This window comes from Phytopseudomonas flavescens, from assembly GCF_900100535.1.
GTDB classification, from domain to species: domain Bacteria; phylum Pseudomonadota; class Gammaproteobacteria; order Pseudomonadales; family Pseudomonadaceae; genus Aquipseudomonas; species Aquipseudomonas flavescens.
The window spans coordinates 32,954-54,284 of record NZ_FNDG01000004.1 but is presented as its reverse complement, the minus strand read 5'-3'; the positions used below and the strand labels follow the sequence as shown (position 1 = coordinate 54,284).

At 63.5% G+C, this 21,331-nt stretch carries 20 protein-coding genes and 1 tRNA gene; 7 read left to right on the top strand and 14 right to left on the bottom strand.

Annotation, left to right across the window (positions count from 1 at the left end; genetic code table 11):
• Window positions 1-20 precede the first annotated feature (20 nt).
• From rpmI to BLR94_RS06290, 7 genes are all read right to left on the bottom strand, one after another.
• Window positions 21-215 carry a 50S ribosomal protein L35 gene (gene rpmI / locus BLR94_RS06320; protein WP_084303924.1) on the bottom strand — a complete coding sequence of 65 codons (195 nt, stop codon included), beginning with the start codon at window positions 213-215 and terminating at the stop codon, window positions 21-23.
• A 60-nt stretch (window positions 216-275) separates the two neighbouring features.
• Window positions 276-827 (bottom strand): translation initiation factor IF-3, encoded by a 552-nt coding sequence (infC, locus tag BLR94_RS06315; protein WP_175154217.1) that lies wholly within the window; start codon window positions 825-827, stop codon window positions 276-278.
• The gene (thrS, locus tag BLR94_RS06310) at window positions 827-2,749 is read right to left on the bottom strand and encodes a threonine--tRNA ligase (RefSeq protein ID WP_084303922.1); all 1,923 of its coding nucleotides are present in this window, start codon (window positions 2,747-2,749) and stop codon (window positions 827-829) included. The genes infC and thrS overlap by 1 nt, the downstream gene beginning before the upstream one ends.
• 220 nt (window positions 2,750-2,969) lie before the next feature.
• Window positions 2,970-3,046 (bottom strand) — tRNA-Val (locus BLR94_RS06305).
• Window positions 3,047-3,323: 277 nt separating this feature from the next.
• Window positions 3,324-4,283 carry a PA2778 family cysteine peptidase gene (locus BLR94_RS06300; protein WP_084303921.1) on the bottom strand — a complete coding sequence of 320 codons (960 nt, stop codon included), beginning with the start codon at window positions 4,281-4,283 and terminating at the stop codon, window positions 3,324-3,326.
• Window positions 4,268-4,669, bottom strand: a complete 402-nt coding sequence (locus BLR94_RS06295) for a PA2779 family protein (RefSeq protein WP_042552865.1) — start codon at window positions 4,667-4,669, stop codon at window positions 4,268-4,270. The genes BLR94_RS06300 and BLR94_RS06295 overlap by 16 nt, the downstream gene beginning before the upstream one ends.
• A gap of 184 nt (window positions 4,670-4,853) precedes the next feature.
• Entirely contained in the window at window positions 4,854-5,747 is an 894-nt protein-coding gene (locus BLR94_RS06290) for a LysR family transcriptional regulator (RefSeq protein WP_084303920.1), read from the bottom strand.
• Between the two features lie 155 nt (window positions 5,748-5,902).
• On the opposite strand from BLR94_RS06290, the gene dkgB reads away from it, so the two are divergent.
• Window positions 5,903-6,706: a 2,5-didehydrogluconate reductase DkgB gene (gene dkgB, locus BLR94_RS06285; protein WP_084303919.1), complete on the top strand. Its 804-nt coding sequence runs from the start codon at window positions 5,903-5,905 to the stop codon at window positions 6,704-6,706.
• Here the strand turns inward: dkgB and arfB are convergent.
• The 5 genes from arfB to BLR94_RS06260 all read right to left on the bottom strand — a co-directional run bounded on the left by arfB (window position 6,703) and on the right by BLR94_RS06260 (window position 10,176).
• Window positions 6,703-7,116: an alternative ribosome rescue aminoacyl-tRNA hydrolase ArfB gene (arfB, locus tag BLR94_RS06280; RefSeq protein ID WP_084303918.1), complete on the bottom strand. Its 414-nt coding sequence runs from the start codon at window positions 7,114-7,116 to the stop codon at window positions 6,703-6,705. The genes dkgB and arfB overlap by 4 nt on opposite strands.
• 82 nt (window positions 7,117-7,198) lie before the next feature.
• On the bottom strand, window positions 7,199-7,996 hold the full coding sequence (locus tag BLR94_RS06275; RefSeq protein WP_084303917.1) for an amino acid ABC transporter ATP-binding protein: 798 nt from the start codon (window positions 7,994-7,996) through the stop codon (window positions 7,199-7,201).
• The gene (locus tag BLR94_RS06270) at window positions 7,993-8,655 is read right to left on the bottom strand and encodes an amino acid ABC transporter permease (protein ID WP_084303916.1); all 663 of its coding nucleotides are present in this window, start codon (window positions 8,653-8,655) and stop codon (window positions 7,993-7,995) included. The genes BLR94_RS06275 and BLR94_RS06270 overlap by 4 nt, the downstream gene beginning before the upstream one ends.
• On the bottom strand, window positions 8,652-9,299 hold the full coding sequence (locus tag BLR94_RS06265; RefSeq protein ID WP_084303915.1) for an amino acid ABC transporter permease: 648 nt from the start codon (window positions 9,297-9,299) through the stop codon (window positions 8,652-8,654). Before BLR94_RS06265 ends, BLR94_RS06270 begins: the two co-directional genes overlap by 4 nt.
• Before the next feature lie 10 nt (window positions 9,300-9,309).
• On the bottom strand, window positions 9,310-10,176 hold the full coding sequence (locus tag BLR94_RS06260) for a transporter substrate-binding domain-containing protein (protein WP_084303914.1): 867 nt from the start codon (window positions 10,174-10,176) through the stop codon (window positions 9,310-9,312).
• A gap of 567 nt (window positions 10,177-10,743) precedes the next feature.
• Here BLR94_RS06260 and BLR94_RS06255 point away from each other — a divergent pair.
• Both BLR94_RS06255 and BLR94_RS06250 read left to right on the top strand, forming a co-directional pair.
• Window positions 10,744-12,006, top strand: coding sequence for an amidohydrolase/deacetylase family metallohydrolase (locus BLR94_RS06255; protein ID WP_084303913.1), 1,263 nt, complete (start codon window positions 10,744-10,746; stop codon window positions 12,004-12,006).
• 168 nt (window positions 12,007-12,174) lie between these two features.
• Window positions 12,175-13,326, top strand: a complete 1,152-nt coding sequence (locus BLR94_RS06250) for an amidase (RefSeq protein WP_084303912.1) — start codon at window positions 12,175-12,177, stop codon at window positions 13,324-13,326.
• Between the two features lie 14 nt (window positions 13,327-13,340).
• On the opposite strand, the gene BLR94_RS06245 is transcribed toward BLR94_RS06250, so the two are convergent.
• The gene (locus BLR94_RS06245) at window positions 13,341-13,856 is read right to left on the bottom strand and encodes a MarR family winged helix-turn-helix transcriptional regulator (protein ID WP_084303911.1); all 516 of its coding nucleotides are present in this window, start codon (window positions 13,854-13,856) and stop codon (window positions 13,341-13,343) included.
• A 451-nt stretch (window positions 13,857-14,307) separates the two neighbouring features.
• On the opposite strand from BLR94_RS06245, the gene BLR94_RS06240 reads away from it, so the two are divergent.
• The 4 genes from BLR94_RS06240 (at window position 14,308) to BLR94_RS06225 (ending at window position 19,085) form a co-directional block, all read left to right on the top strand.
• Window positions 14,308-15,348 carry an aromatic ring-hydroxylating oxygenase subunit alpha gene (locus BLR94_RS06240; RefSeq protein ID WP_084303910.1) on the top strand — a complete coding sequence of 347 codons (1,041 nt, stop codon included), beginning with the start codon at window positions 14,308-14,310 and terminating at the stop codon, window positions 15,346-15,348.
• The gene (locus BLR94_RS06235; protein WP_084303909.1) at window positions 15,335-16,288 is read left to right on the top strand and encodes a PDR/VanB family oxidoreductase; all 954 of its coding nucleotides are present in this window, start codon (window positions 15,335-15,337) and stop codon (window positions 16,286-16,288) included. Before BLR94_RS06240 ends, BLR94_RS06235 begins: the two co-directional genes overlap by 14 nt.
• Before the next feature lie 25 nt (window positions 16,289-16,313).
• The gene (gene hpxZ / locus BLR94_RS06230) at window positions 16,314-17,858 is read left to right on the top strand and encodes an oxalurate catabolism protein HpxZ (RefSeq protein WP_084303908.1); all 1,545 of its coding nucleotides are present in this window, start codon (window positions 16,314-16,316) and stop codon (window positions 17,856-17,858) included.
• A 96-nt stretch (window positions 17,859-17,954) separates the two neighbouring features.
• The gene (locus BLR94_RS06225) at window positions 17,955-19,085 is read left to right on the top strand and encodes a metal-dependent hydrolase (RefSeq protein WP_084303907.1); all 1,131 of its coding nucleotides are present in this window, start codon (window positions 17,955-17,957) and stop codon (window positions 19,083-19,085) included.
• Window positions 19,086-19,256: 171 nt separating this feature from the next.
• On the opposite strand, the gene BLR94_RS06220 is transcribed toward BLR94_RS06225, so the two are convergent.
• Window positions 19,257-21,212 carry a methyl-accepting chemotaxis protein gene (locus BLR94_RS06220; RefSeq protein WP_084303906.1) on the bottom strand — a complete coding sequence of 652 codons (1,956 nt, stop codon included), beginning with the start codon at window positions 21,210-21,212 and terminating at the stop codon, window positions 19,257-19,259.
• Window positions 21,213-21,331: the final 119 nt, after the last annotated feature.

Here is a 21,331-nt window from a genome sequence, read left to right as displayed (position 1 = left end):
TTCCTCTATCTTGACCGAGATTAACGAACGCGCAGCATGCGCGCGACCTTTGCAACGTCAGACGGATGCACCAGGGTGCTACCGCGCAGGTGACGCTTACGTTTGGTCGACATCTTGGTCAGGATGTGGCTCTTGAAAGCGTGTTTGTGCTTGAAGCCGGTGGCGGTTTTCAGGAAACGCTTGGCCGCACCGCTTTTGGTTTTCATCTTTGGCATGTTCGGATACTCCGCATTCAGTTGATATAGATAACCATAAGGCCTGCCGTGCCCTGGAGGTTACTTCTTGCGTTTGGGAGCGATGACCATCATCAGTTGGCGTCCTTCCATCTTAGGATGCTGTTCGACGGTACCGTGTTCGGCGAGGTCGGCTTCGACCCGCTTCAACAGTTCCATACCCAGCTCCTGGTGGGCCATCTCACGACCACGGAATCTCAGAGAGATCTTGGCCTTGTCCCCTTCCATCAGGAAACGTACCAGGTTGCGAAGTTTTACCTGGTAATCCCCATCTTCCGTCCCTGGACGAAACTTGATTTCTTTGATCTGCTGCTGGTGCTGGTTTTTCTTGGCAATCGCTGCCTGCTTCTTCTTTTCGAAGAGGTGCTTGCCGTAGTCCATGATCCGGCAAACCGGCGGCAATGCATCTGCAGAAATTTCCACCAGATCCAGCTTGGCGTCTTCGGCAATTCTAAGCGCTTCTTCAATAGAGACGATGCCAATCTGCTCGCCTTCAGCGCCAATTAACCGAACCTCGCGTGCCGAGATATTCTCGTTGATCGGGGCCTTCGGTGCAGCTCGTTTATCTTGTCTCATTTCACGCTTAATAATGATTACTCCAAATCTTGGCGACCGCGCCGGGAAACCGCTTGTGCGAGCAACTCATTGAATTGGGCGACGGGCATCGAGCCCAGATCAGCACCTTCACGGGTACGCACAGCGACAGTTTGCGTCTCGACTTCGCGATCCCCGATGACTAACAGATAGGGGACCTTGAGCAAAGTATGCTCGCGGATTTTAAAGCCTATCTTCTCGTTCCTCAAGTCGGACTTGGCACGATAGCCGCTTTGAGTGAGCGTTTTTTCCACTTCGAGGGCGAAATCGGCCTGTTTGTCGGTGATATTCATGACCACCGCCTGGGTTGGTGCCAGCCATGCCGGAAAGGCACCCTCGTAGTGTTCGATGAGAATTCCGATGAAACGCTCGAAGGAACCGAGGATGGCGCGGTGCAGCATGACCGGAATCTTGCGGCTGTTGTCTTCGGAAACGTAGCTCGCTTCCAGACGCTGCGGCATGTTCGGGTCGTACTGCAGGGTGCCGCACTGCCAGGCACGGCCAAGGCAGTCGAGCAGCGTGAATTCGATCTTCGGACCGTAGAACGCGCCCTCGCCCGGCAGGTATTCCCACGGCAGGCCGGCGTCGTCCAGGGCGTCGGCCAGGGCTTTCTCGGCACGATCCCAGAAGGCGTCGTCACCAACGCGCTTGGCCGGACGGGTGGACAGCTTCATCTTGATGTCGCTGAAGCCGAAGTCCGAATAGACCTGCAAGGTCAGCTTGATGAAGTCGGCCGCTTCTTTCTTCACCTGTTCTTCGGTGCAGAAGATGTGCGCGTCGTCCTGGGTGAAACCGCGCACGCGCATGATGCCGTGCAGGGCGCCGGATGCTTCGTTGCGGTGGCAGGAGCCGAACTCGGCCAGGCGCAGCGGCAGCTCGCGGTAGCTCTTCAGGCCCTGGTTGAAGATCTGCACGTGGCACGGGCAGTTCATGGGCTTGATGGCGTAGTCGCGGCTTTCCGACTCGGTGGTGAACATGTTGTCGGCGTAGTTGCCCCAGTGCCCGGACTTCTCCCACAGCACACGGTCGACGACCTGCGGGGTACGGACTTCCTGGTAGCCGTTCTCACGCTGCACACCACGCATGTACTGCTCGAGCACCTGATAGATGGTCCAGCCATTGGGGTGCCAGAACACCATGCCCGGCGCTTCTTCCTGGGTGTGGAACAGGTCCAGGCGCTTGCCGATCTTGCGGTGATCGCGCTTCTCGGCTTCTTCGATGCGCTGGATGTAGGCAGCCAGCTGCTTCTTGTCGGCCCATGCGGTGCCGTAGATGCGCTGCAACTGCTCGTTCTTGGCATCGCCACGCCAGTAGGCGCCGGACAGCTTGGTCAGCTTGAACGCCTTGAGGAAGCGGGTGTTGGGCACGTGCGGGCCGCGGCACATGTCCACGTACTCTTCGTGGTAGTACAGACCCATGGCCTGCTCGTTCGGCATATCTTCGACCAGACGCAGCTTGTAGTCTTCGCTGCGCGAGGTAAACAGGTCGATGACTTCGGCGCGCGGCGTCACCTTCTTGATGACGTCGTAGTCCTTGTCGATCAGCGCTTTCATGCGCGCTTCGATGGCGGTGACGTCATCGGGCGTGAAGGGGCGCTCGTAGGCGATGTCGTAATAGAAGCCATCGTCGATCACCGGGCCGATGACCATGCGCGCAGTCGGGTACAGCTGCTTGACTGCATGGCCGACCAGGTGGGCGCAGGAGTGACGGATGATTTCGACACCCTCGTCGTCCTTGGGCGTGATGATCTGCAGGGTCGCATCGGCTTCGATGAGGTCACAGGCGTCTACCAGACGACCGTTGACCTTGCCGGCGACGGTGGCTTTCGCCAGGCCAGCACCAATGGATTGCGCCACCTCGAGTACGGATACCGGGTGATCGAACGAACGCTGACTGCCGTCGGGAAGAGTAATGATGGGCATGGCGCCTCCTCTCCTAGTGGTGACCTCTACCAAAGGCCACGTGGGTTGGGATGAGCCAGTAAGCGATCCGGTGGCGTATCTGCCATACAGAGGCAGGAGCCGTGAGGCTGGCCACAGAACCGCAGTCACTGGAAGGTGTGAAACGGTGGATGCTTTCAGAATCATGACCGCCTGACAAGACGGCCAAAAAAAATGGCCGCCGAAGCGACCATTTAAAATTTGGTAGGCACAATTGGATTCGAACCAACGACCCCCACCATGTCAAGGTGGTGCTCTAACCAACTGAGCTATGTGCCTGCTGTGGGTGCGCATTCTACGGAGCCACGCCGAGGAGTCAACACCTTTTTTCGCTAACTGACTAAAAAAACTGAGTTTTTTACGTTTGAGGCATGTAGCCGCCCTGCCCTCGCCGTCGTAACGCCAGCGCTTATTCCTGGGTATCGCTTCGCGCCACCCAGGCTACGCTGATGCGCACCGCCCTTGTAGGGTGGAAAACGCTCTTCTTTTCCACCATTGCGATGGCAGGCGGGGCTGCGACGGCGCTCTAGAGCGCCGTTCTGTTTTGCCGGATGGCTTACTGGGCCGGGCACGCGGTGGGTGCGCTGCACTGGCCTGTTGGGGTGCCTTGCTTGCCGATTACGGTGAAGCGCTTGTCGTCCGGAGCGATGCGCTGGGCGCATTGGCGGGCGCTGGTGGCTTCGGCCTTGCAGCCGCGTTCGTCGAGCACCTGGGACAGGTTGAACCAGCCTGCGGCGAAGTCCGGCTGGCGGCTGACGCTTTCGCGAAGCGCTGCTTCGGCGCCGCGCAGGTCACCGCCGGCGTAACGGCTGTTGGCCAGGGCGAACCAGCCCACGGCCTGCTCCGGCCAGCGCTGGGTGGCGGTGCGGTAGGCGTGCTGGGCGACGTCCTTGCGACCGACCTCTTCCAGATCCGCGGCGGCCTTGAGCCAGGTGGTCGGTTCGGCGGTGGCTGGCAAGGTGTCTGGCGGCATGGTCACCACCGCCCAGCGACTGCCGCGCGCCCAGGTCTTGTCGAAGGCGGCGAAGTCGGTCACCCAGCGGCGGGTGGTGCCGGAGCGCAAGATCAGCGTCTGCTCGCGACGGTCATACCCCACCAGCACCGCGAAGTGCCATTGCGGGTACCAGTCGAAGGCCAGGTTCTGCAGCACCAGCACCGGGTTGCCAGCGGCCACTTCGGCCAGCAGCGCATCGAGCTTCGGCTTGAGCGGATAGACGAGCAGATCGTGAGAACGCGCTGCCGCGACCATCTCCACTTGCAGGCTGCCTTCGCGGCCAGGGATGTAGACCTGGTCCTGCAGGAAACCGGGAGTGGTCAGCACACCGCGCTGGTTGAGCATGGTCGCCAGGGCGGCGGGCCCACACTGGTAGGCGGTCTGCGGATAGAAGGGAACGCTGCTGAGCTCGACCCGCTCAGGCAGGCGCTCGGCTTCCGGTGACAGTACCGGAGACCTGGCGCATGCACTGAGCAGGACGATCAGCAGTGAAGCGAGGAGCGGTCTTAGCGATTTATGCATTTCACGAAACTGAAGAGGTCTGTGGCGCAGAGCATATCGGTGATGATGAAGATCACCAAGAACAACACGATGATGCCGACCACACCGGCACCGGCCGGGGCTTCAGAGAGCTGAGCATTGAATTGCGACAGTTCGGCGCTGGTCAGGTTGTTGATGCGGTTTTCCACCTGATCACGCTCGACGCCCATGGCGAGCAGCTTTTCCTTGACCTGTTGATCGTCGAGCATCGACAGCAGTTGCTGACGGTCGACCTGCTGTTGCTGCTCGGTGAGCACTTCACCCGTACCGATCATCGCGGCATTGGCGAGTGGAACCTGGGCGATCATCAGGACATGGAACACTGCCAACATGGCAGCCAGACGACGAAAGAACGGGGATTTGGTCATTTTGGTATCTCCTTATCAACCACCATCCTAGACCCCTGTGGCACTCGGCCAGTTCCACCTATATCTGTGGCCACCTCGACAGGCGCTGCAGCCCAGGCATAACGGGCGCTGCAGCCTCGCCGCGCGGCGCCGAAAGGCGCCCCGAAAACCAGCGCATTTCACGCCATTGCGCGTGCACGATGACTCAGAGCGTCTGGCCCAGCTCGCTGCTCAGGTAGTCGAGAAAACAGGTGATGCGTGAAGTGAGTGCGGTGTTGCGGTAGTACACGGCATGGATCGGCTGGCGAACCTCCACGGTGTGCTCCGCGAGGACCTGCACCAGCTCGCCGCACGCGCGGTCGCGGTGGGTCATGAAGTCCGCCAGGCAGACGATCCCCGCGCCACTCAAGGCCAGCTGGCGCAGCGTCTCGCCACTGGAGGCCCGCAGGCTGGGTTCGATGGCGTAGCGGTCGCCGTGCTCATGGCGCAGCGGCCACTGGTTGAGGCTTTCCGGCTGGGTGAAGCCGAGCAGGCTGTGCTCGCCCAGCGCCTCGACACTGTTCGGCACGCCCCGCTCCTGCAGATAGGCAGGGCTGGCCAGAACGCGGATGCGATTGCTGCCCAGTGGCCGGGCATGCAGGGTGGAATCACGCAGCGGGCCGATGCGGATGGCCACGTCGGTGCGCTGCTCGATCAGGTCGATGATTTCATCGCTGCTGTGCAGCTCCAGCTGGATATTCGGGTAACGCTCGCGAAAGCCTTTGACCAGCGGCACCACCGCATGCAGCACGAACGGCGCAGCGGCGTTGACGCGCAAGCGCCCGGCCGGCGTCTGCCTGCGCACGCGCATCTGCTCCTCGGCCTCCTCGACACCGGCCACGATGCGCCGCGCCTGGGCGAGAAAGGCATGGCCCTCCTCGGTCAGTTCCAGGCGCCGGGTGGTGCGCTGCAGCAGCGTTACATCGAGCTTTTCTTCCAGCCGGCTGAGGGCGCGACTGATGCCCGAAGCGGTCTGCCCCAGCTGCTGCGCGGCGGCGCTGATGGAGCCGCTGGCCACTACGGTACTGAAGGCGAGAAGTTCGTCGAGGGTGGTTTTCATGGCGACCATTCGTGATTGCGGCGCAAATATGCTCTGCATGAAACGCGGTTTCTGCGCATAAGTCCATGGCACAGACCAGGCGCACGAATCCGGCGCAACAACCCCCGGGCATCGCTGTCAGCTACAGACAGTTGCCCATTCGACAGGAGACCCACATGCCACAGATTCCCGCCCTCGGCCTCGGCACCTTCCGCCTCAAGGATCAGCAGGTGATCGATTCGGTACGCACCGGCCTGGAGCTTGGTTATCGACACATCGATACCGCGCAGATCTACGGCAACGAAGCCGAAGTGGGCCAGGCCATCGCCGAAAGCGGCGTGCCGCGCAGCGAACTGTTCGTCACCACCAAGATCTGGACCGACAACCTGGGCGCCGACAAGCTGATCCCCAGCCTCGAGGAAAGCCTGCGCAAGCTGCGCCTCGAGCAGGTCGACCTGACCCTGATCCACTGGCCCTCCCCCAATGACGAGCTGCAGGTGGCCGAATACATGGCTGCCCTGCTGGAGGCCAAGGCCGCTGGCCTGACCGCGCTGATCGGTGTGTCCAACTTCACCAACGCGCACCTGCAACAGGCCATGGAGGTGGTCGGCGCCGACCAGATAGCCACCCACCAGGTGGAAATCCACCCCTTCCTGCAGAACCGCAAGGTGGTAGCGTTCGCCCGGGAACACGGCGTGCACCTGACCGCCTACATGCCCCTGGCCTACGGCAAGGTGATGACCGACCCGGTGATCCAGGACATCGCCGCCAAACACACCGCCAACCCGGCACAGGTCGCACTGGCCTGGGCACTGCAGCAGGGCTTCGCGGTGATTCCGTCGTCCACCAAAAGGGCCAATCTGGAAAGCAACCTGGGTGCACTGAAGCTGACGCTCAGCGAGCAGGACATGGCGGCCATCGCCAAGCTGGAGCGCGGCGAGCGGCTGGCCAATCCGGGCTTCGCTCCGCACTGGGATTAGAAGTCGACCTTGCCCCTGCCCGCCTTGATCGCCCCGCGCTTGGTCTTGCCTTCCAGCCGACGCTTCTTGGAGCCGAGGGTCGGCTTGGTGGGGCGGCGGGCCTTTTCGGTCTTGCCCGCGCAACGGATCAGCTCCGCCAGGCGCTCCAAAGCGTCGGCGCGGTTCTGTTCCTGGGTTCGGTATTGCTGGGCCTTGATGATCACCACGCCATCGGCGGTGATGCGGCTGTCACGCAGGGCCAGCAGCCGCTCCTTGTAGAACGGCGGCAAGGACGACGCCTGGCTGTCGAAGCGCAGGTGCATGGCGCTGGACACCTTGTTGACGTTCTGCCCGCCTGCACCCTGGGCGCGGATGGCGGTGAGTTCGACTTCGTCGTCAGGCAGATGGATGCTGTTGGAAATGACCAGCATGGAGGTTCCGGCAATGAGCTGAGCCGCGCAGCATAACGCCTGAGCGTCGCCAGGCACCAGCGCTCGCGGCCAGCGGCGCGGCTCAGGCGCGCTGCCGGAACGGCGCCAGAAACTGCTGGGCGCGGGCCGTTTGTGGCGCGCTGAAGAAGGCTTGCGGCGAGCCGCTTTCGACGATGTGACCACCATCCATGAAGATGATCCGGCTGGCGACCTGCCGGGCGAACTCCATTTCATGGGTGACGATCACCATGGTCGCGCCCTCGGCGGCCAGATCGCGCATGACCTCCAGCACTTCGCCCACCAGCATGGGGTCCAGGGCGCTGGTGGGTTCGTCGAACAACAGCACGTCCGGCTTCATGGCCAGCGCACGGGCGATGCCGACCCGCTGCTTCTGCCCACCCGAGAGCCGCGACGGGAACATGCCGGCCTTGTCGGCCAGCCCCACCTTGGCGAGCAGCGCCATGGCTTCGTCATGCACCTGCTTGCGGTTGCGTTTCTGCACGTGAACCGGGGCTTCCATGATATTGCCCAGCACGGTGAGGTGCGGCCACAGGGCGAAGTGCTGGAATACCATGCCGATGCGCGAGCGCATCTGCGCCAACTCGGCATCGCCGATCCGGGCGCCGCCCTTGTGCGCGCCGAAGCGCTTGGCGTTGAGGCGAATGCTGCCGGCATCCGGCGTCTCCAGCCAGTTGATGCAGCGCAGCAGGGTCGACTTGCCACAGCCCGACGGCCCGAGCAGGCACAGCACCTCGCCACGCTCGAGATCCAGGGACACATCCGCCAGCACGCGGTTGGCGCCGAAGGACTTGGACACGCCCTGTACCTGCAGCACCTTGCTGGTTGCGGACGTATCCACGTTGTTCATAAGACTGCTCATGCGCGGCGCACCTCGGCGTAACGGGTAAATAGGTTGGTGAGCAATTCGATGGCCAGACAGATCACCCAGTACATCAGCACCGCCGACAGGAAGCTGGCGAAGGGGATGAAGTAGGTCGACTGCACGGCGTTGATGGCGGCCGTCAGCTCGGTCACGGCGATGATGCCCAGAAAGGCGCTGTCCTTGACGATCTGGATCATCTGGTTGCCGATCATTGGCGTGGCACGCAGCAGCACCGGCGGCATGATGATGCGCCGCAGCAGGCCGAAGCCGTGATAGCCGAACGCCCTGCCCGCCTCGATGGTGTCGTGGGGCAGATCCTTCCAGGCGCCCTTGAGGATGATCGCCATGTAGGCGGTGTTGTAGATGATCAGCGCGACGATGCCCGACACCCAGTTGCTCAGCTGGATGCCCCCGGATGGCAGCCCGAAATAGATCAGGTACACCAGCAGCAGAAACGGCGTGCAGCGCATGCACTCGCAGTAGAACGAAGCGCCGCGACCAACGAACACGCGGTTGGACATGAGCAGTGGCGTGAGCAGAATGCCCAGCAGCAGCGACATGCTGCCGGCGATGAGGATGAACACCAGGGTGTTCATGAAGCCTTCCAGAATGGACGGATAGTGCTGCCAGACGGTGATGAAATCGCTGAGGTTCATACGGCGGCCTCCTGACCCTGGACGTTGCGTTCCAGGCGACGTTGCAGCCTGACCAGCAGGAAGATGATCGCCACGTACAGGCACAGCCCGACCAGCAGCGGCGGCAAGGGGTCATAGGTTCTCGCCCCGACGCGCTGGGCTGCACGGGTGATCTCGACCATGCCGATCACCGCGATGGCCGGGCTGGACTTCACCAGCATGGTCATCTCGTTGACCAGCCCGGGCAGGCTCGACTGCCAGACCTGGGGCAGGACGATGCGCATCACCCGCATGCGCCGCGGCATGCCGAAGGCCAGCGCCGCGTCGTACTGCTGGCGATCGAAAGCCAGCAAGGCCGCGCGCCATATCTCGCAGTTGAATGCGGCGGCGGTGACCGAAAGGGAAATCAGTGCGGCGAGCAGCGGGCTCAGCGAGATGCCGAACTGCGGCAGGCCGAAGTAGACCAGCAGGATCAGGGTCACTGCCGGGCAGGACCTGATGATGCTGACATACACATAGGCCAGTTGCCGGGCTACCGGGACCTGGGCCCAGCGCACCAGCGCCAGGCCCAGCCCCAGAGGAATGCCAATCACGATCCCTACCAGCGACACACCCACCGTGGCAAACGCACCCTGCAGGATGCTCCAGTAGTCGTATGCATTCATGGTGGTGTCATCAGTTCACGTCAAGCGGCATGTTCTCGAAGCGCACGCCCAACCATTTTTCCTGCAGACGGTACATCTCGCCGCTCTCGCGGATCTTAAGCAGCGCGTCGTTGATCACCTCGAGCACGCCATCATTGCCTTTCTTGACCGCCCAGGCCTTGTAGCCCGGCTCGCCGATGGGATGGCCCAGCTCGAACACGTCGCCGCGCTCCTTGACCAGTGCGCGCAGGGTCAGGTCGGTGTTGACCACCGCGTCGATACGGCCCTGGGCGAGATCCTGGTAGGCCTCGGGGTAGCCGTGGTACTCCATGATCTTCTTCACGCCCTCGCCTTTGTTGGCCTTGAGCTTGGCGTCGAACGCCTTGAGTTCGGCCAGGAAGGCACTACCGGTCTCGGCGCCGACCACCTTGCCGATCAGGTCTTCGGCGGTCTTGATCGAGCTGCCCTTCTTCACCCCGTAGTAGGTCGCCGATTCGGCCGTGGGCGTGGTGTAGTCGAAGCTCTGCTTGCGTTCGGCGGTGACCATGACCGCAGACAGCGCCATGTCGAACTTGCCACTGGTGACGCCGGAGAGAATCCCGGCCCAGGGCATGATCTGCTGACGCAGTTCCAGGCCGGTTTCCTTTTCCACCAGGTCCTTGAGCTCGTTGTCGTAGCCGGTGGACTTGCCGTTCTCCATGAACTCGAAGGGGCGGTAGTCATCTTCGGTAGCCACTACCACATAGCCCCGGGCCTTCACTTCCTCGGCCGTCATGGCCTGGCTGATGGACACTGCGCCGATGGTGGTCGCCAGTGCCAGCGCGAGGGTCGAAAGAGATTTACCAACCTGCCCCCTGGCAACGGCGGTGGAGCAAACAAGGTCGCGAATTGCTGACATGCTGACTTCCTTCTAGTTATTGACGTTGACATCGATCCGGACACGCAAGAGGACGGCCGGCGCAGCGCAAGGGTCAAAGCAAGTGGCATGCCATTTATTTTTTACACTTATCTGTCAGATAGTTGGCGAATTCTTCTGTTTTTCATGAGCGACCTGGCAAGCGTCGTCCGCCCCAACAGCGCTCGCGATATGGGTGGTATGCCACCTAAATGGGCGAAGCCTGTGTGCCGATAGTGGCGCCGCTCGATAGCGATGCTCGCTGGACGGTGGAGGACGTTCTTTCAGCGGGCAACGCCGGGCTTTGCGAAGGAAGACTCATGGGTGCATCAAAACAAGGCAGAAATAGGTGGTATACCCCACTTTAGTTCACCGATGACAATTTCGGACCCGCTATGCGAAACCATAAAGAGTGGTATACCCCTCTATAAATACAGAAATAAATCCATATGGATCAATTTCTTGCACCATAAACAGAAACCAAAACGGCCTGAATGGCACAGCCGTTGCACCCACTCGGGCATACCTCAACGCTGTGTTGAGTTCGCGACGAGTAGAAGGTGAAGAGCAATGGCTGATGTAATCCTCAAAGGTGGCTACCTGATCGACCCCGCCCAGGGATACGACGGGAATTTCGACATTGCCATCAGCGATGGCCGGATCGAGGCGATCACCGCGCCTGGCGCCGCCGGTACGGCAACCACAGTGATCGATGTCAGCGGCAAGCTGGTCACGCCTGGCCTGATCGACACCCACGGCCACGTCTTCGAATACGTGACGGGCCGCTTCGGCCTGGATGCCGACCTCGCCGGCGTGCACTCCGGGGTGACCACCCTGATCGACCAGGGCGGCCCATCGTGCATGACGCTGCCGGCGTTCCGCGAGCACGTGGTCAAGGCCAAGAGAACCCGCGTATTCGCCTACCTTTCGGCCTATCTGGTCGGCGGCCTGGAGGGCCACTTCTACCCCAGCCTGTATACCCCGGAGTGCGTGGACGTCGACGCGACCGTGCGCGCGGCGCTGGCCAATACCGACATCATCAAGGGCTTCAAGGCCCATGCCGAACTGGGCGGCTTCGAACGCTGGGGCAGCGATGTGATGGCGATGAGCGCGGAGATCTCCCGGCGCGCCAGCATGCCGCTGTACATTCACTTCGGCCAGCTGTGGCCAAGCCCGGGGGACCCGAGCCCGGTGCATCCCGACTCGATCCTCGCCGACGTGGTGCCGATGCTCAAAGCCGGCGATATCCTCGCCCACCCGTTCTCCCGTCATCCGGGCGGCGTGGTCAGCGCCGACGGCAAGCTGCACCCCTTCATGACCCTGGCCAGGGACATGGGGCTGAAGGTGGATGTCGGTCACGGCTCGCACTTCAGCTTCCAGTGCGCGCGCATCGTTCTCGATGGCGGGGTGATTCCCGACACCCTTGGCGCCGACATGCACGGCTACAACACCCTGGTTCCTGCCCCACCGGGCACGCCAGAAGAACACTCGGATAGCGAGCACATGTTCTTCGGCAAGCAGCGCTTCTCCATGGCCTCGGCGATGACCAGCATGCTGGCCCTGGGCTTGCCCATCAACCATGTGGTGGCCATGGCCACCTGCAACCCGGTGGAGGTGTTCGGTCTGCCGAAAGACCTCGGCACCCTGGCCATCGGCAACCCGGCCGACATCAGCGTACTCAACGATGAGCGTGGGCGCTTCCAGTTGAAGGATAACGAAGGCACCGCCGCCTACAGCGACCGCCTGCTGACACCGGCGTTCTGCCTGAAAGACGGCGAACGCTTCGACGCCGTCGCCTCGATCCTGCCGCCCCATTCCAGCTTCGCGGCCTGAGTGAAGAATCGGATCGCCCCTACAGGTATGCAGAAATCGCATCTGTAGGAGCCGGCTTGCCGGCGATATCGCCCGTTGGCCGAATGAATTCCGGCCTGGCTATCGGCACCATGCGTGCCGGGCTCGCTCACCTGTTATCTTTCATCGCTCACTGTCAGGAACATGCTCATGAAGCTCGCCAACGGAATGATCACCGATGATCCGATCCATCTTGCCGCCACCGGTTCGGGCCCCCTCGACGGCCTGAGCTTCGCGGTCAAGGACGTGATGGCAATCGCCGGCCACCGCACCGGTTGCGGTCACCCGCTGTGGCGGGACAGCCACCCGCCTGCGCAAAGCACCTCGCCGCTGATCGAGCAACTTCTGGCCGCGGGTGCCACGCTGACGGGCAAGACCCACACCGACGAGCTGACCTACAGCCTGGCTGGCAGCAACGTCCACTACGGCACGCCCCCCAACCCCGCGGTGCCGGGCGCGACGGCGGGCGGCTCGTCGAGCGGCTCGGCATCGGTGGTTGCCGCAGGCCTGGTGGATTTCGCCATGGGCAGCGATACCGGTGGCTCGATCCGTATTCCAGCCAGCTACTGCGGGATTCACGGGCTGCGCCCCAGCCACGGTGCGCTCACCTATGCGCATTGTGCGCAACTGGCACGCAGCTTCGACTGCCTGGGCTGGTTCGCCCGCGACGGCGAAACCCTGGAACGGGTCGGCAAGGTGCTGTTGCCGGCGAGTGAACATCGCCTGCAACGCGTGCTGCTGGTCAGCAACGTGCGTGAGGAGGCTGGCGAAGCGGTGCTGGCGCAATTCAACAGCTGGCTGACCCTGTCGCGCCTGCCGCTGCCCTGCGATGGCTGGCAGGCACTGCCGTCCCTGGCCGACTTCGCCAACGATTTCCGCACCCTGCAGGCCTTCGAAGCCTGGCAGGAATACGGCAGCTGGATCAGCCGGCACCAGCCGCAGTTCGGTCCTGGGGTGAAAGAGCGCTTCGCCAATGCCAGCCGCGTCAGTGCCGCTGATGCTGCGGCGGCGCAGAAACGCCTTGGCGTATTGCGTGGGCAGCTGGATGCCCTGCTCGGCGATGACGGCGTACTGTGCCTGCCGACGGCACCCAGCCCGGCGATCGCCTTGACGGCCAGCGACGAGCAGGTCGAACAGATTCGCCTGGCAACCCAGCGCATGACCGCCATCGCCGGCGTCGGTGGGTTACCCCAGGTATCCGTGCCGCTGCTGCAGAGCGCCGATGGGCCGGTGGGCGTCTCGCTGATCGGCCCTCGGGGCAGCGACCGTGCCCTGCTCGCCCTGGCCCGTCAGCTGAGCTGACGCCGCCCCCGGCATCAGCTGTCGGCCTTTGCCGGCTGCAGACGCAATGGAGCGCTCTTGACCTCGTTGCCGGCCTCCACCAGGCGGATCAGCTGGAGCATGAACAGGTCGCGCTCTTCGGCCGGCAGCGCCTCCAGCGTGCGGTCATGGGCGCGCTGCACGGCATCGTTCATGCGGGTCACCAGGGTCTTGCCCTTGCGGGTCAGCTTCACCAGCTTGACGCGCTTGTCCTTTTCGCTCTGCCGGCGCAGCAGCAAGCCACGCGCCTCGAGACGGGGAATCACCTCGGCAACGCTGGTACGCTCGAGGCCGATGGCCTGGGCGATGGTGTTCTGATCCAGCTCGCCCAATACTGCCAGTGAACTGAGCAGGCTGTACTGCACCGGCGTGATGTCCTGCCCCCGGGTTTCCTCCTGGAACAGGCTGCAGTGCACCTGATGCAGACGGCGTATCAGAAAGCCAGGTCGACCCAACAGGCTCGAGCGACTGACTGCCTCATCGACCATGGCTTTTACTTCTTGGTTGCCCATATTGCGCTCCGTAGCTCCCGGCTACTCACTGATGATTGAACAGTTGCGTCGCTACGCTCGCACAGCTCGCCACTATCGGCAGCGCCATCCACGTCGCCGCCCGAATCGCCGACGACATCGCCAGACGATGATATCCCCAGCACGAATCATGCCTCCAGATAAGGAGGCTTCTTGTTCGCATTCGCGTCGCCAGGCTAGCACACCCGCCCAAGTAAGTGGCATACCACTCAAACTGCGCACGTTTATATGGCAGCCCGCCAAACCCCGCTGCAACTATGGGGCATCCAGGTAAGTCGGCTCATTAGGCCACGCCTGGGTTACAGCTGCCTAGAAAAAACGTGGCATACCTCTTGCTTTTCATTGGCCATTGAAAACATTCGCGCACTGCGAGCTTTCACTCCAGCGCTTTGCCGGCCTGGAATCCTTACGTGCAGGAACGGAGTTCGACCCCATGAATTGCAAAGAGCATCTCAACAACCTGGACGCCCCCCTGGCTCCCGCCCTGCTCAATGACTGGCACGTGGTGGCCAGCAGCGAGGACGTGGTAGAGGGCACGCTGTATCCGTCCACCCTGTTCGACCGTGACCTGGTGATCTGGCGGGACTCCAAGGGCCAGGCCTATGTCTGGGAAGACCTGTGCATTCACCGTGGCGCACGCCTGTCCAAAGGCTTCATCGCGTCCGACAAGGTGATCTGCCCGTACCACGGCTGGAACTACGACGGCAGCGCGCAGTGCACGCTGATTCCGGCATCGCCCAACGAAACGCCGATGAAAAAGGCCAAGGCCATCGCCCACCCTGTGAAGGAGGCTTACGGTTTCATCTGGACTTGCCTGGGTGAACCGCAGCAGGATATCGCCGCCTTCCCCGAATGGCTCGACGACAGCTACAAGAAGGTGGTCTGCGGACCGTACGAGTTCAAATCCGGCTACCGCGCGCTGGAGAACTTCATCGACCCGACCCACTTTCCCTTCGTGCATGCCGGCGTCAACGGCCTGATGGACGCGCCGGACCCCATCGGCCAGTACCGGGTGTGGGAAGAGGATGGCGTGCTGGCCACCTCGGAAGTACAGGTCACCCAGCCGTATGGCGACCCACGCCAGGTGCCGGTCATCGCCTACTACGCCTACAAATGCCTGCGCCCGGGCGTGGCCTACTTCAAGAAGCGCCTGATCATTTCCGACCCGCTGCGCGCCCATGAAGGTAACGAGAACGACCGCTTCTGCACCTTTTTCACCATGCAGCAGGTCAGCGAGACGCGCAGCATCGTGCGCATCTGCTGCGCCATGAACTTCGACCCGATGCCCAGCGATGAGGACGTACGTCGCCGTCAGGACCTGGTCTACGCCCAGGACAGCGCGATCGTCGACACCCAGCGCCCGGAACGCATCCCCACCGACCTGCGCCAGGAGCTGCACCACAGCACCGACCTGCTCGGCATGAAGTACCGGGCCTGGCTGCGCGGAATGGGTATCAACTATGGCACCGTCTGAAGCGCTCGCGCCGACGTTCCGCCTCACGGCCATGCGCTACGGGGCACAGGACATCGTGCTCTACGAATTCCAGCCGCTGGACGGCCAGCCCCTGGCAGCGGTCCAGGCCGGCGCCCACCTGGACATCGTGCTGCACAACGAGCAGATCCGCTCGTACTCGCTGCTCACTCCACTGTGCGATGCCGAGCGCTATGTGGTGGCGGTCAAGCGTGACGCCGACGGCCTCGGCGGCTCGCGCTGGCTGCACGATCAGGCACGGGTCGGCCAGACCTTCGTCCTGCAGCCGCCACGCAACCACTTCGCGCTCGCCGATGGCGATGCCCCGGTTCTGCTGCTTGCCGGTGGCATCGGTATCACGCCGCTGTTCTCGATGCTCGCGGAGCTGCGCGGTGCCGGGCGCAGGGTGCATCTGCATTACTGGAGCCGGTCTGCCGAACAGACCCTGTTCCTCGATGCACTGCAGCGCAGCGATGACGTGACCCTGCACGTCTCCGGCACTGCGGGGCGCAAGTCCCTCGCCGATATCCTCGCTGCTGTCGACCCGCGCACCGAGATCTATTGCTGCGGCCCGCTGCGCATGCTCGCCGACCTCGAGACGCTGAGCGCCGCCCATGGCCTGGAACACGTGCGCGTGGAGCGTTTCCAGGGTGCCAGCCCACCAGCCACGGCTAGCGAAACCTTCACCGTGGTGCTCGCGCGTTCGGGCACCGAAGTGCAGGTCTGCAAGGGCGAAACCATCCTTGGCGCCCTGCTCGAGGTCGGTGCCGATGTCATGTACTCCTGCGAGCAAGGCATTTGCGGTGCCTGCGAAGTGAAGGTCTTGGAAGGCGATCCGCTGCACGCGGACTCGGTGTACTCGGTCGAGGAACATGCCCGGCGCGGCAGCATGATGATCTGCTGCTCCAGCAGTAACAGCGCCCGGCTGGTGCTGGACATCTAGACACTCCAGGGAGCGAGCGAACCCCATGACCGATCTGCAGCCAGCACTGGAAAAGCTGTATGCCGTGCGTCCCGTCTGGCAACGGGTGGTCAGCGCCGCCGAGGCCATAGACCTGCCCGACAGAACCCTGCTGCACGCCGGGCCGCCCTTTCGTCTCGGTCAGCAACCGAGCGCGCCGATCCTGTCATCCGCGCTGCTCTGCTGCCTGCACGAGGGCTGGGCCGACAGCGAGGCGGCAGCGCAATACCTGATCACCAGCGGTGAAGTGCGCCTCGAATCGGCTCAGGATTTCAATGTGGTGACGCCACTGGCGGCGGTGATTTCACCGAGTACGACGCTGGTCGAGGTGGTCGATGCCGTTGCGATCAACCCGCGCCCCTGCTGGTCCATCCTGGGCAGTGGCCGGGGACCGCAGATCCGCTTCGGCACGCGCCAGCAGGCGGTGATCGAGCGTCTGGCCTGGCGCGACGGCGAGCTTGCCCGGGTGTTGCAGACCGCCCTGGCCAACGGCCCCATCGATCTGCTGCCCCTGGCAGTCGCCGGTCTGCAACGCGGTGACGACCTGCACAGCGTCACCAGCGGTGCCAGCCAGGCACTGCAGGCGCGGTTGATGCCGCTGCTGGAAGGTGCCGACGGCGTCGAGCGGATGCTCGATGAAACCCCGCTGTTCTTCCTGACGCTGTGGATGGCCGCCTGCCATTTGCTGCTCGACACGCTATGCGATGAGCCCGCGGCACGGTCGTTGCTGGTGGGGCTGGCCGGCAACGGTATCGAGGTCGGCATCCGGCTGGCTGGCGAGCCCACGCGCTGGCGCACCGCCGCGGCCCACACGCCACAGGGCCCGCGCCTGAAAGCGGGTGAAGAGCCGATCAGTCCCATGCTCGGCGACAGCGGTGTGATCGATGCGGCAGGCTTCGGTGCCCAGGCCTGGCAGCACGCCACGGGCGTCGCCGCCGATATGGCCGGCTGGCTGCCGGGGCGCCCGGCTGGCGCACCGCACTGGCAGGTAGGCCAGCACCCGCTGTTCGCCCCCTTCGGTCTGGGCGCCGCCATCGACAGTGCTCGGATCGACCATCGCGGCAGCCTGCCTCGGGTGGCCATCGCCATGCTCGATGCCCGAGGTGAAGCGGGCCTGCTCGGGCGCGGCGTATGCCAGACGCCAGCACGCCTGTACGGATCGCCCGCAGCCGATGAGCCGGCGCTCAACGAGCCTCTGGTCATCGCACAGGTCAGCGCAGCCTTCGAGCGCTACGAACAGGCCCTGGTCAGCAACGACGTCGCCACGCTCGACCAGCTGTTCTGGCAGAGCCCCCATACGGTCCGCTACGGCGCTACGGAAAACCTCTACGGCAGTGCGGCGATCCGGGCGTTTCGTGATGACCGGCCGGCGACCGGGCTGTCGCGACGGATCATCGAGCGCTCGATAACCAGCTTCGGCAACGACAGTGCGGTCACCCATATGGCTTTCAGCCGTGAGGGCAACCCGCGTACCGGCCGCCAGACCCAGACCTGGATACGCATCGCGGGCGCCTGGCGGATCGTGTCCGCCCATGTCAGCAACATGGATTAGGGTCCATCGACTGAAACCTTTGCTTGAAATTTGCCGATACAAGGTGCAAGGCGCTCAAGTAACGTAGTCGACCGCGCAGGCATTTCAGAGAAGACCATGGACTCGATTACCCAAGCCGTACTCGGCGCCAGTATTCAGGGCGCCCTGCTGGGGCGCTGGCAGGGGCGCAAGGCGCTGCTTTATGGTGCCGTGCTGGGCACCTTGCCGGATCTGGATGTGGTCATCGACTACGGCGACTCGGTGGCAGCGATGACCTACCACCGCGGGTTCAGTCATTCGCTGTTCGTGCTCAGCGGCTTCGCCCTGCTGCTGACCTGGCTGATACGACAGTGGCGGCCCCACCCCGGCTATTCGGCGCGACGGCTGTTCCTGGCGATCTGGCTGGTACTGATCACCCATCCGCTGCTCGACGCCTTCACCAGTTACGGTACACAACTGCTCTGGCCGCTGGCGCCCACGCCGGCGGCCTGGTCGAGCATCTTCATCATCGACCCGATCTACAGCCTGCCGCTGCTTGGCGCGGTGATCCATGGGCTGATCAGCGGCCTGAAGGATAGGGCCAACCCGGTGGTCAACTGGGCGCTGGCGTTTTCCACCCTGTATCTGGCCTCGACCCTGGGCGGCAAATACATGGCCGAGCACCGGGTGGAGCAGGAACTGGCCCGCCAGGGCATCGAAGCCGACGCCATCTTCAGCGCGCCGACGCCGTTCAATACGCTGTTGTGGCGGGTCATCGTGATCGAGGGCGAGGACTACCACGAGGCGCTGGTCGGCTGGTTCGACGGCGCGCCACCGGTGCTGGAGCGCATGCCCCGCGGGGCCGCACTGGGCGAGGCGCTGAACGATTCGCCAGCCCATCAGCGCTTGAAGTGGTTCACCAATGACGTGCTGCGTTACGACCGACTTGGCGATCATCTGGTGGTCACCGATATCCGCCTGGGCATGACCGGTTTCCACCCGTTCCGCTTCGACTTCGCTCACCGCAAGGGCGATACCTGGCAGGTGCAGCCATTCATTGAGCGCTGGCCCTCGGAGCGTGGCGACATGCAACGCCTGGCCCTGCTCTGGCAGCGTATCTGGCAGCCCTCGACACCGGTCCCACTGGCGCTCTGGGCCAGCGAGCTGAGTCACTATCCGCAAGGCGGCAGCGCACCACCGGCTGGCGACCTGGCCCCAGGCCGCAAAGCCGCCAGCTCCGCGAACGACAGGAAAGACCCGGCGTTGTGAACCGTAGCCCGGGTTGAGCGAAGCGATACCCGGGAAATCCTCCTGGGTTTCGCAGGCTCAACCCAGGCTACAGAGTTCGCGTGCATCCCCCGGAGTCGTGAAACGAAAGCAGCCGTAGCCTGGGTCGAGCGAAGCGATACCCGGGAGACCCTCTCCCGGGTATCTCCGGCCTCAAGTTCGGAACTGCCGCACCAGGCCCTGCAGCTCGACGCCAAGGCGCGCCAGTTCGGCGCTCGAGCTGGCGGTCTGCTGGCTGGCGCTGGCGCTCTGTTCGCCGATATCACGTACTCGGGTCACGCTCTCGCTGATGGTTTCCGCCACGGCGCTCTGCTGTTCGGCGGCGGCGGCGATCTGCTGGTTCATCTGCTCGATGGTGCTCACTGCCTGGGTGATGCGCCCAAGGGCATCACCGGCCTCCCCCGCCAGGCTGACGGTGCGCTGGGTCAGGGCACGGCTGCCTTCCATCTGCGCCGAGGCGCCACCGGCCAGACGCTGCAGATTGGCGATCAGGTTCTCGATTTCCTGGGTCGAGTCATGGGTACGTCGTGCCAGGGCGCGCACTTCATCGGCCACCACGGCGAAACCGCGACCCTGGTCACCGGCACGGGCCGCTTCGATGGCGGCGTTGAGCGCCAGCAGGTTGGTCTGCTCGGCGACCGCGCGGATCACTTCCAGCACGCTGCCGATGCGCCCGCTTTCCTGATTCAGCTCTTGCATGGCTTCGGCCGACTGCTCGACCTCACGGGCCAGCCTGCCGATCTCACCGATGGCCTGCTGCACCACCTGATTGCCCTGCTGGGCTTCGCGGTCCGCATCGACGGCGGCCAGGGAAGCCTGTTCGGCGTTCTGCGCCACTTCCTGCACGGTGGCGGCCATCTGGTGCATGGCGGTGGCAATCTGCTCGGTTTCGACCTTCTGGGTGTGCACGCCGGCGCTGGTCTGGGCAGTGATCGCCGAGAGCTGCTCGGCTGCCGCGGCGATCTGCCCAACCCCGGCGCCAATCCGTCCGACCAGATCGCGCAGGCTGCGGGTCATGCCCTGCATGGCCTCGAGCAGCTGGCCGAGTTCGTCATGGCGATCCTGGGGCAGATCCTGACTGAGGTCTCCGCCGGCGATGCGCTGGGCGAAGGCCACGGTCTGGCGCAGCGGTGCGACGATGGAACGGCTGATGCTCAGCGCCGCGAACAGGCCGATCAGCACGGCGGCCCCGCCCATGCTGCCGAGCAGCAACATGGCGCTGCGGCTGTCATCGCTCATGCTCTGCTCTTCGATATTCTTGGCCTGTTCGGCCAGCGCGAGCACCTGATCGGCCTGCTGCAGCATGGCGGCATCACTGGCCTTGCTCTGTTCGTAGAGCTGCTGGAAATTGGTGAACGCCTGCTGGTAGGTGCCAAGCGCCACCAGGGCGGCCTCGATCGCGCGCTTCTGATCGTCGTTGAGCCATACCATCAGGCCGCTGGCCGACGATTGCAGGTCGTAACTGACGAAGTTCCAGTCTTCCAGGGCCGCCGGCGAGCCATCGATGATGAACTGGCTTTCGTGGCCGCGCAGTTCGAGCATGCGCTTGCTGAGGTTGGAGGCGGTTTCCGCCAGGGTCAGCGGGTCGCTGCCGCGCAGTTGATCGCCGGCCAGGCGCAATTCACGCACGGCGTCGTACATGCCCAGCTCGATCATCTCGAACTGGCTACGCGCTTCCTGGGCCGCTTCGCCCATCTGGGTACGGGCTTCGCTGGCGCGGGCCTGTTGCTGCACGCTGGCGTCGAACTGCTGCAGGTAGTCCGCGGTGGCGGTATCCATGGCCTGCAGACGTTCACGTTCGGCGGGGGTGGCACTGGCGATCTGCTCGGCCAGGCCGGCACGCACCTTGGCGAGCTGCTCACGCATGCGCTGCGCATCGGCTTCACTGTGGCTGATGGCGTAGTCGCGTTCCATGCGCCTCGCACCGAGTATCTGCGCGTCGATGGTGGACAGCCCGAGGGACTGGGCATGCCCCTTCATCACCGCCTGCACGGCAACGAAACCACTGCCGGTCACGGCAACGGTCAGCAACAGCACCAGGCCAAAGCCCATCAGAAGTTTCTTGCCTACGGAAAGGTCGACGAACAGTCGAGTGGCAGAATGCACCATCTAAGCAGCTCCATTTATTGTTATAGATTGCTGTACCCGAGCGCCGCGGTGTCGGCACGCTTCAGGGCTCAGGAGAGGTCATCGGCCGCGTGACGCGAAGTCTTAGCGAAAAACCGGAG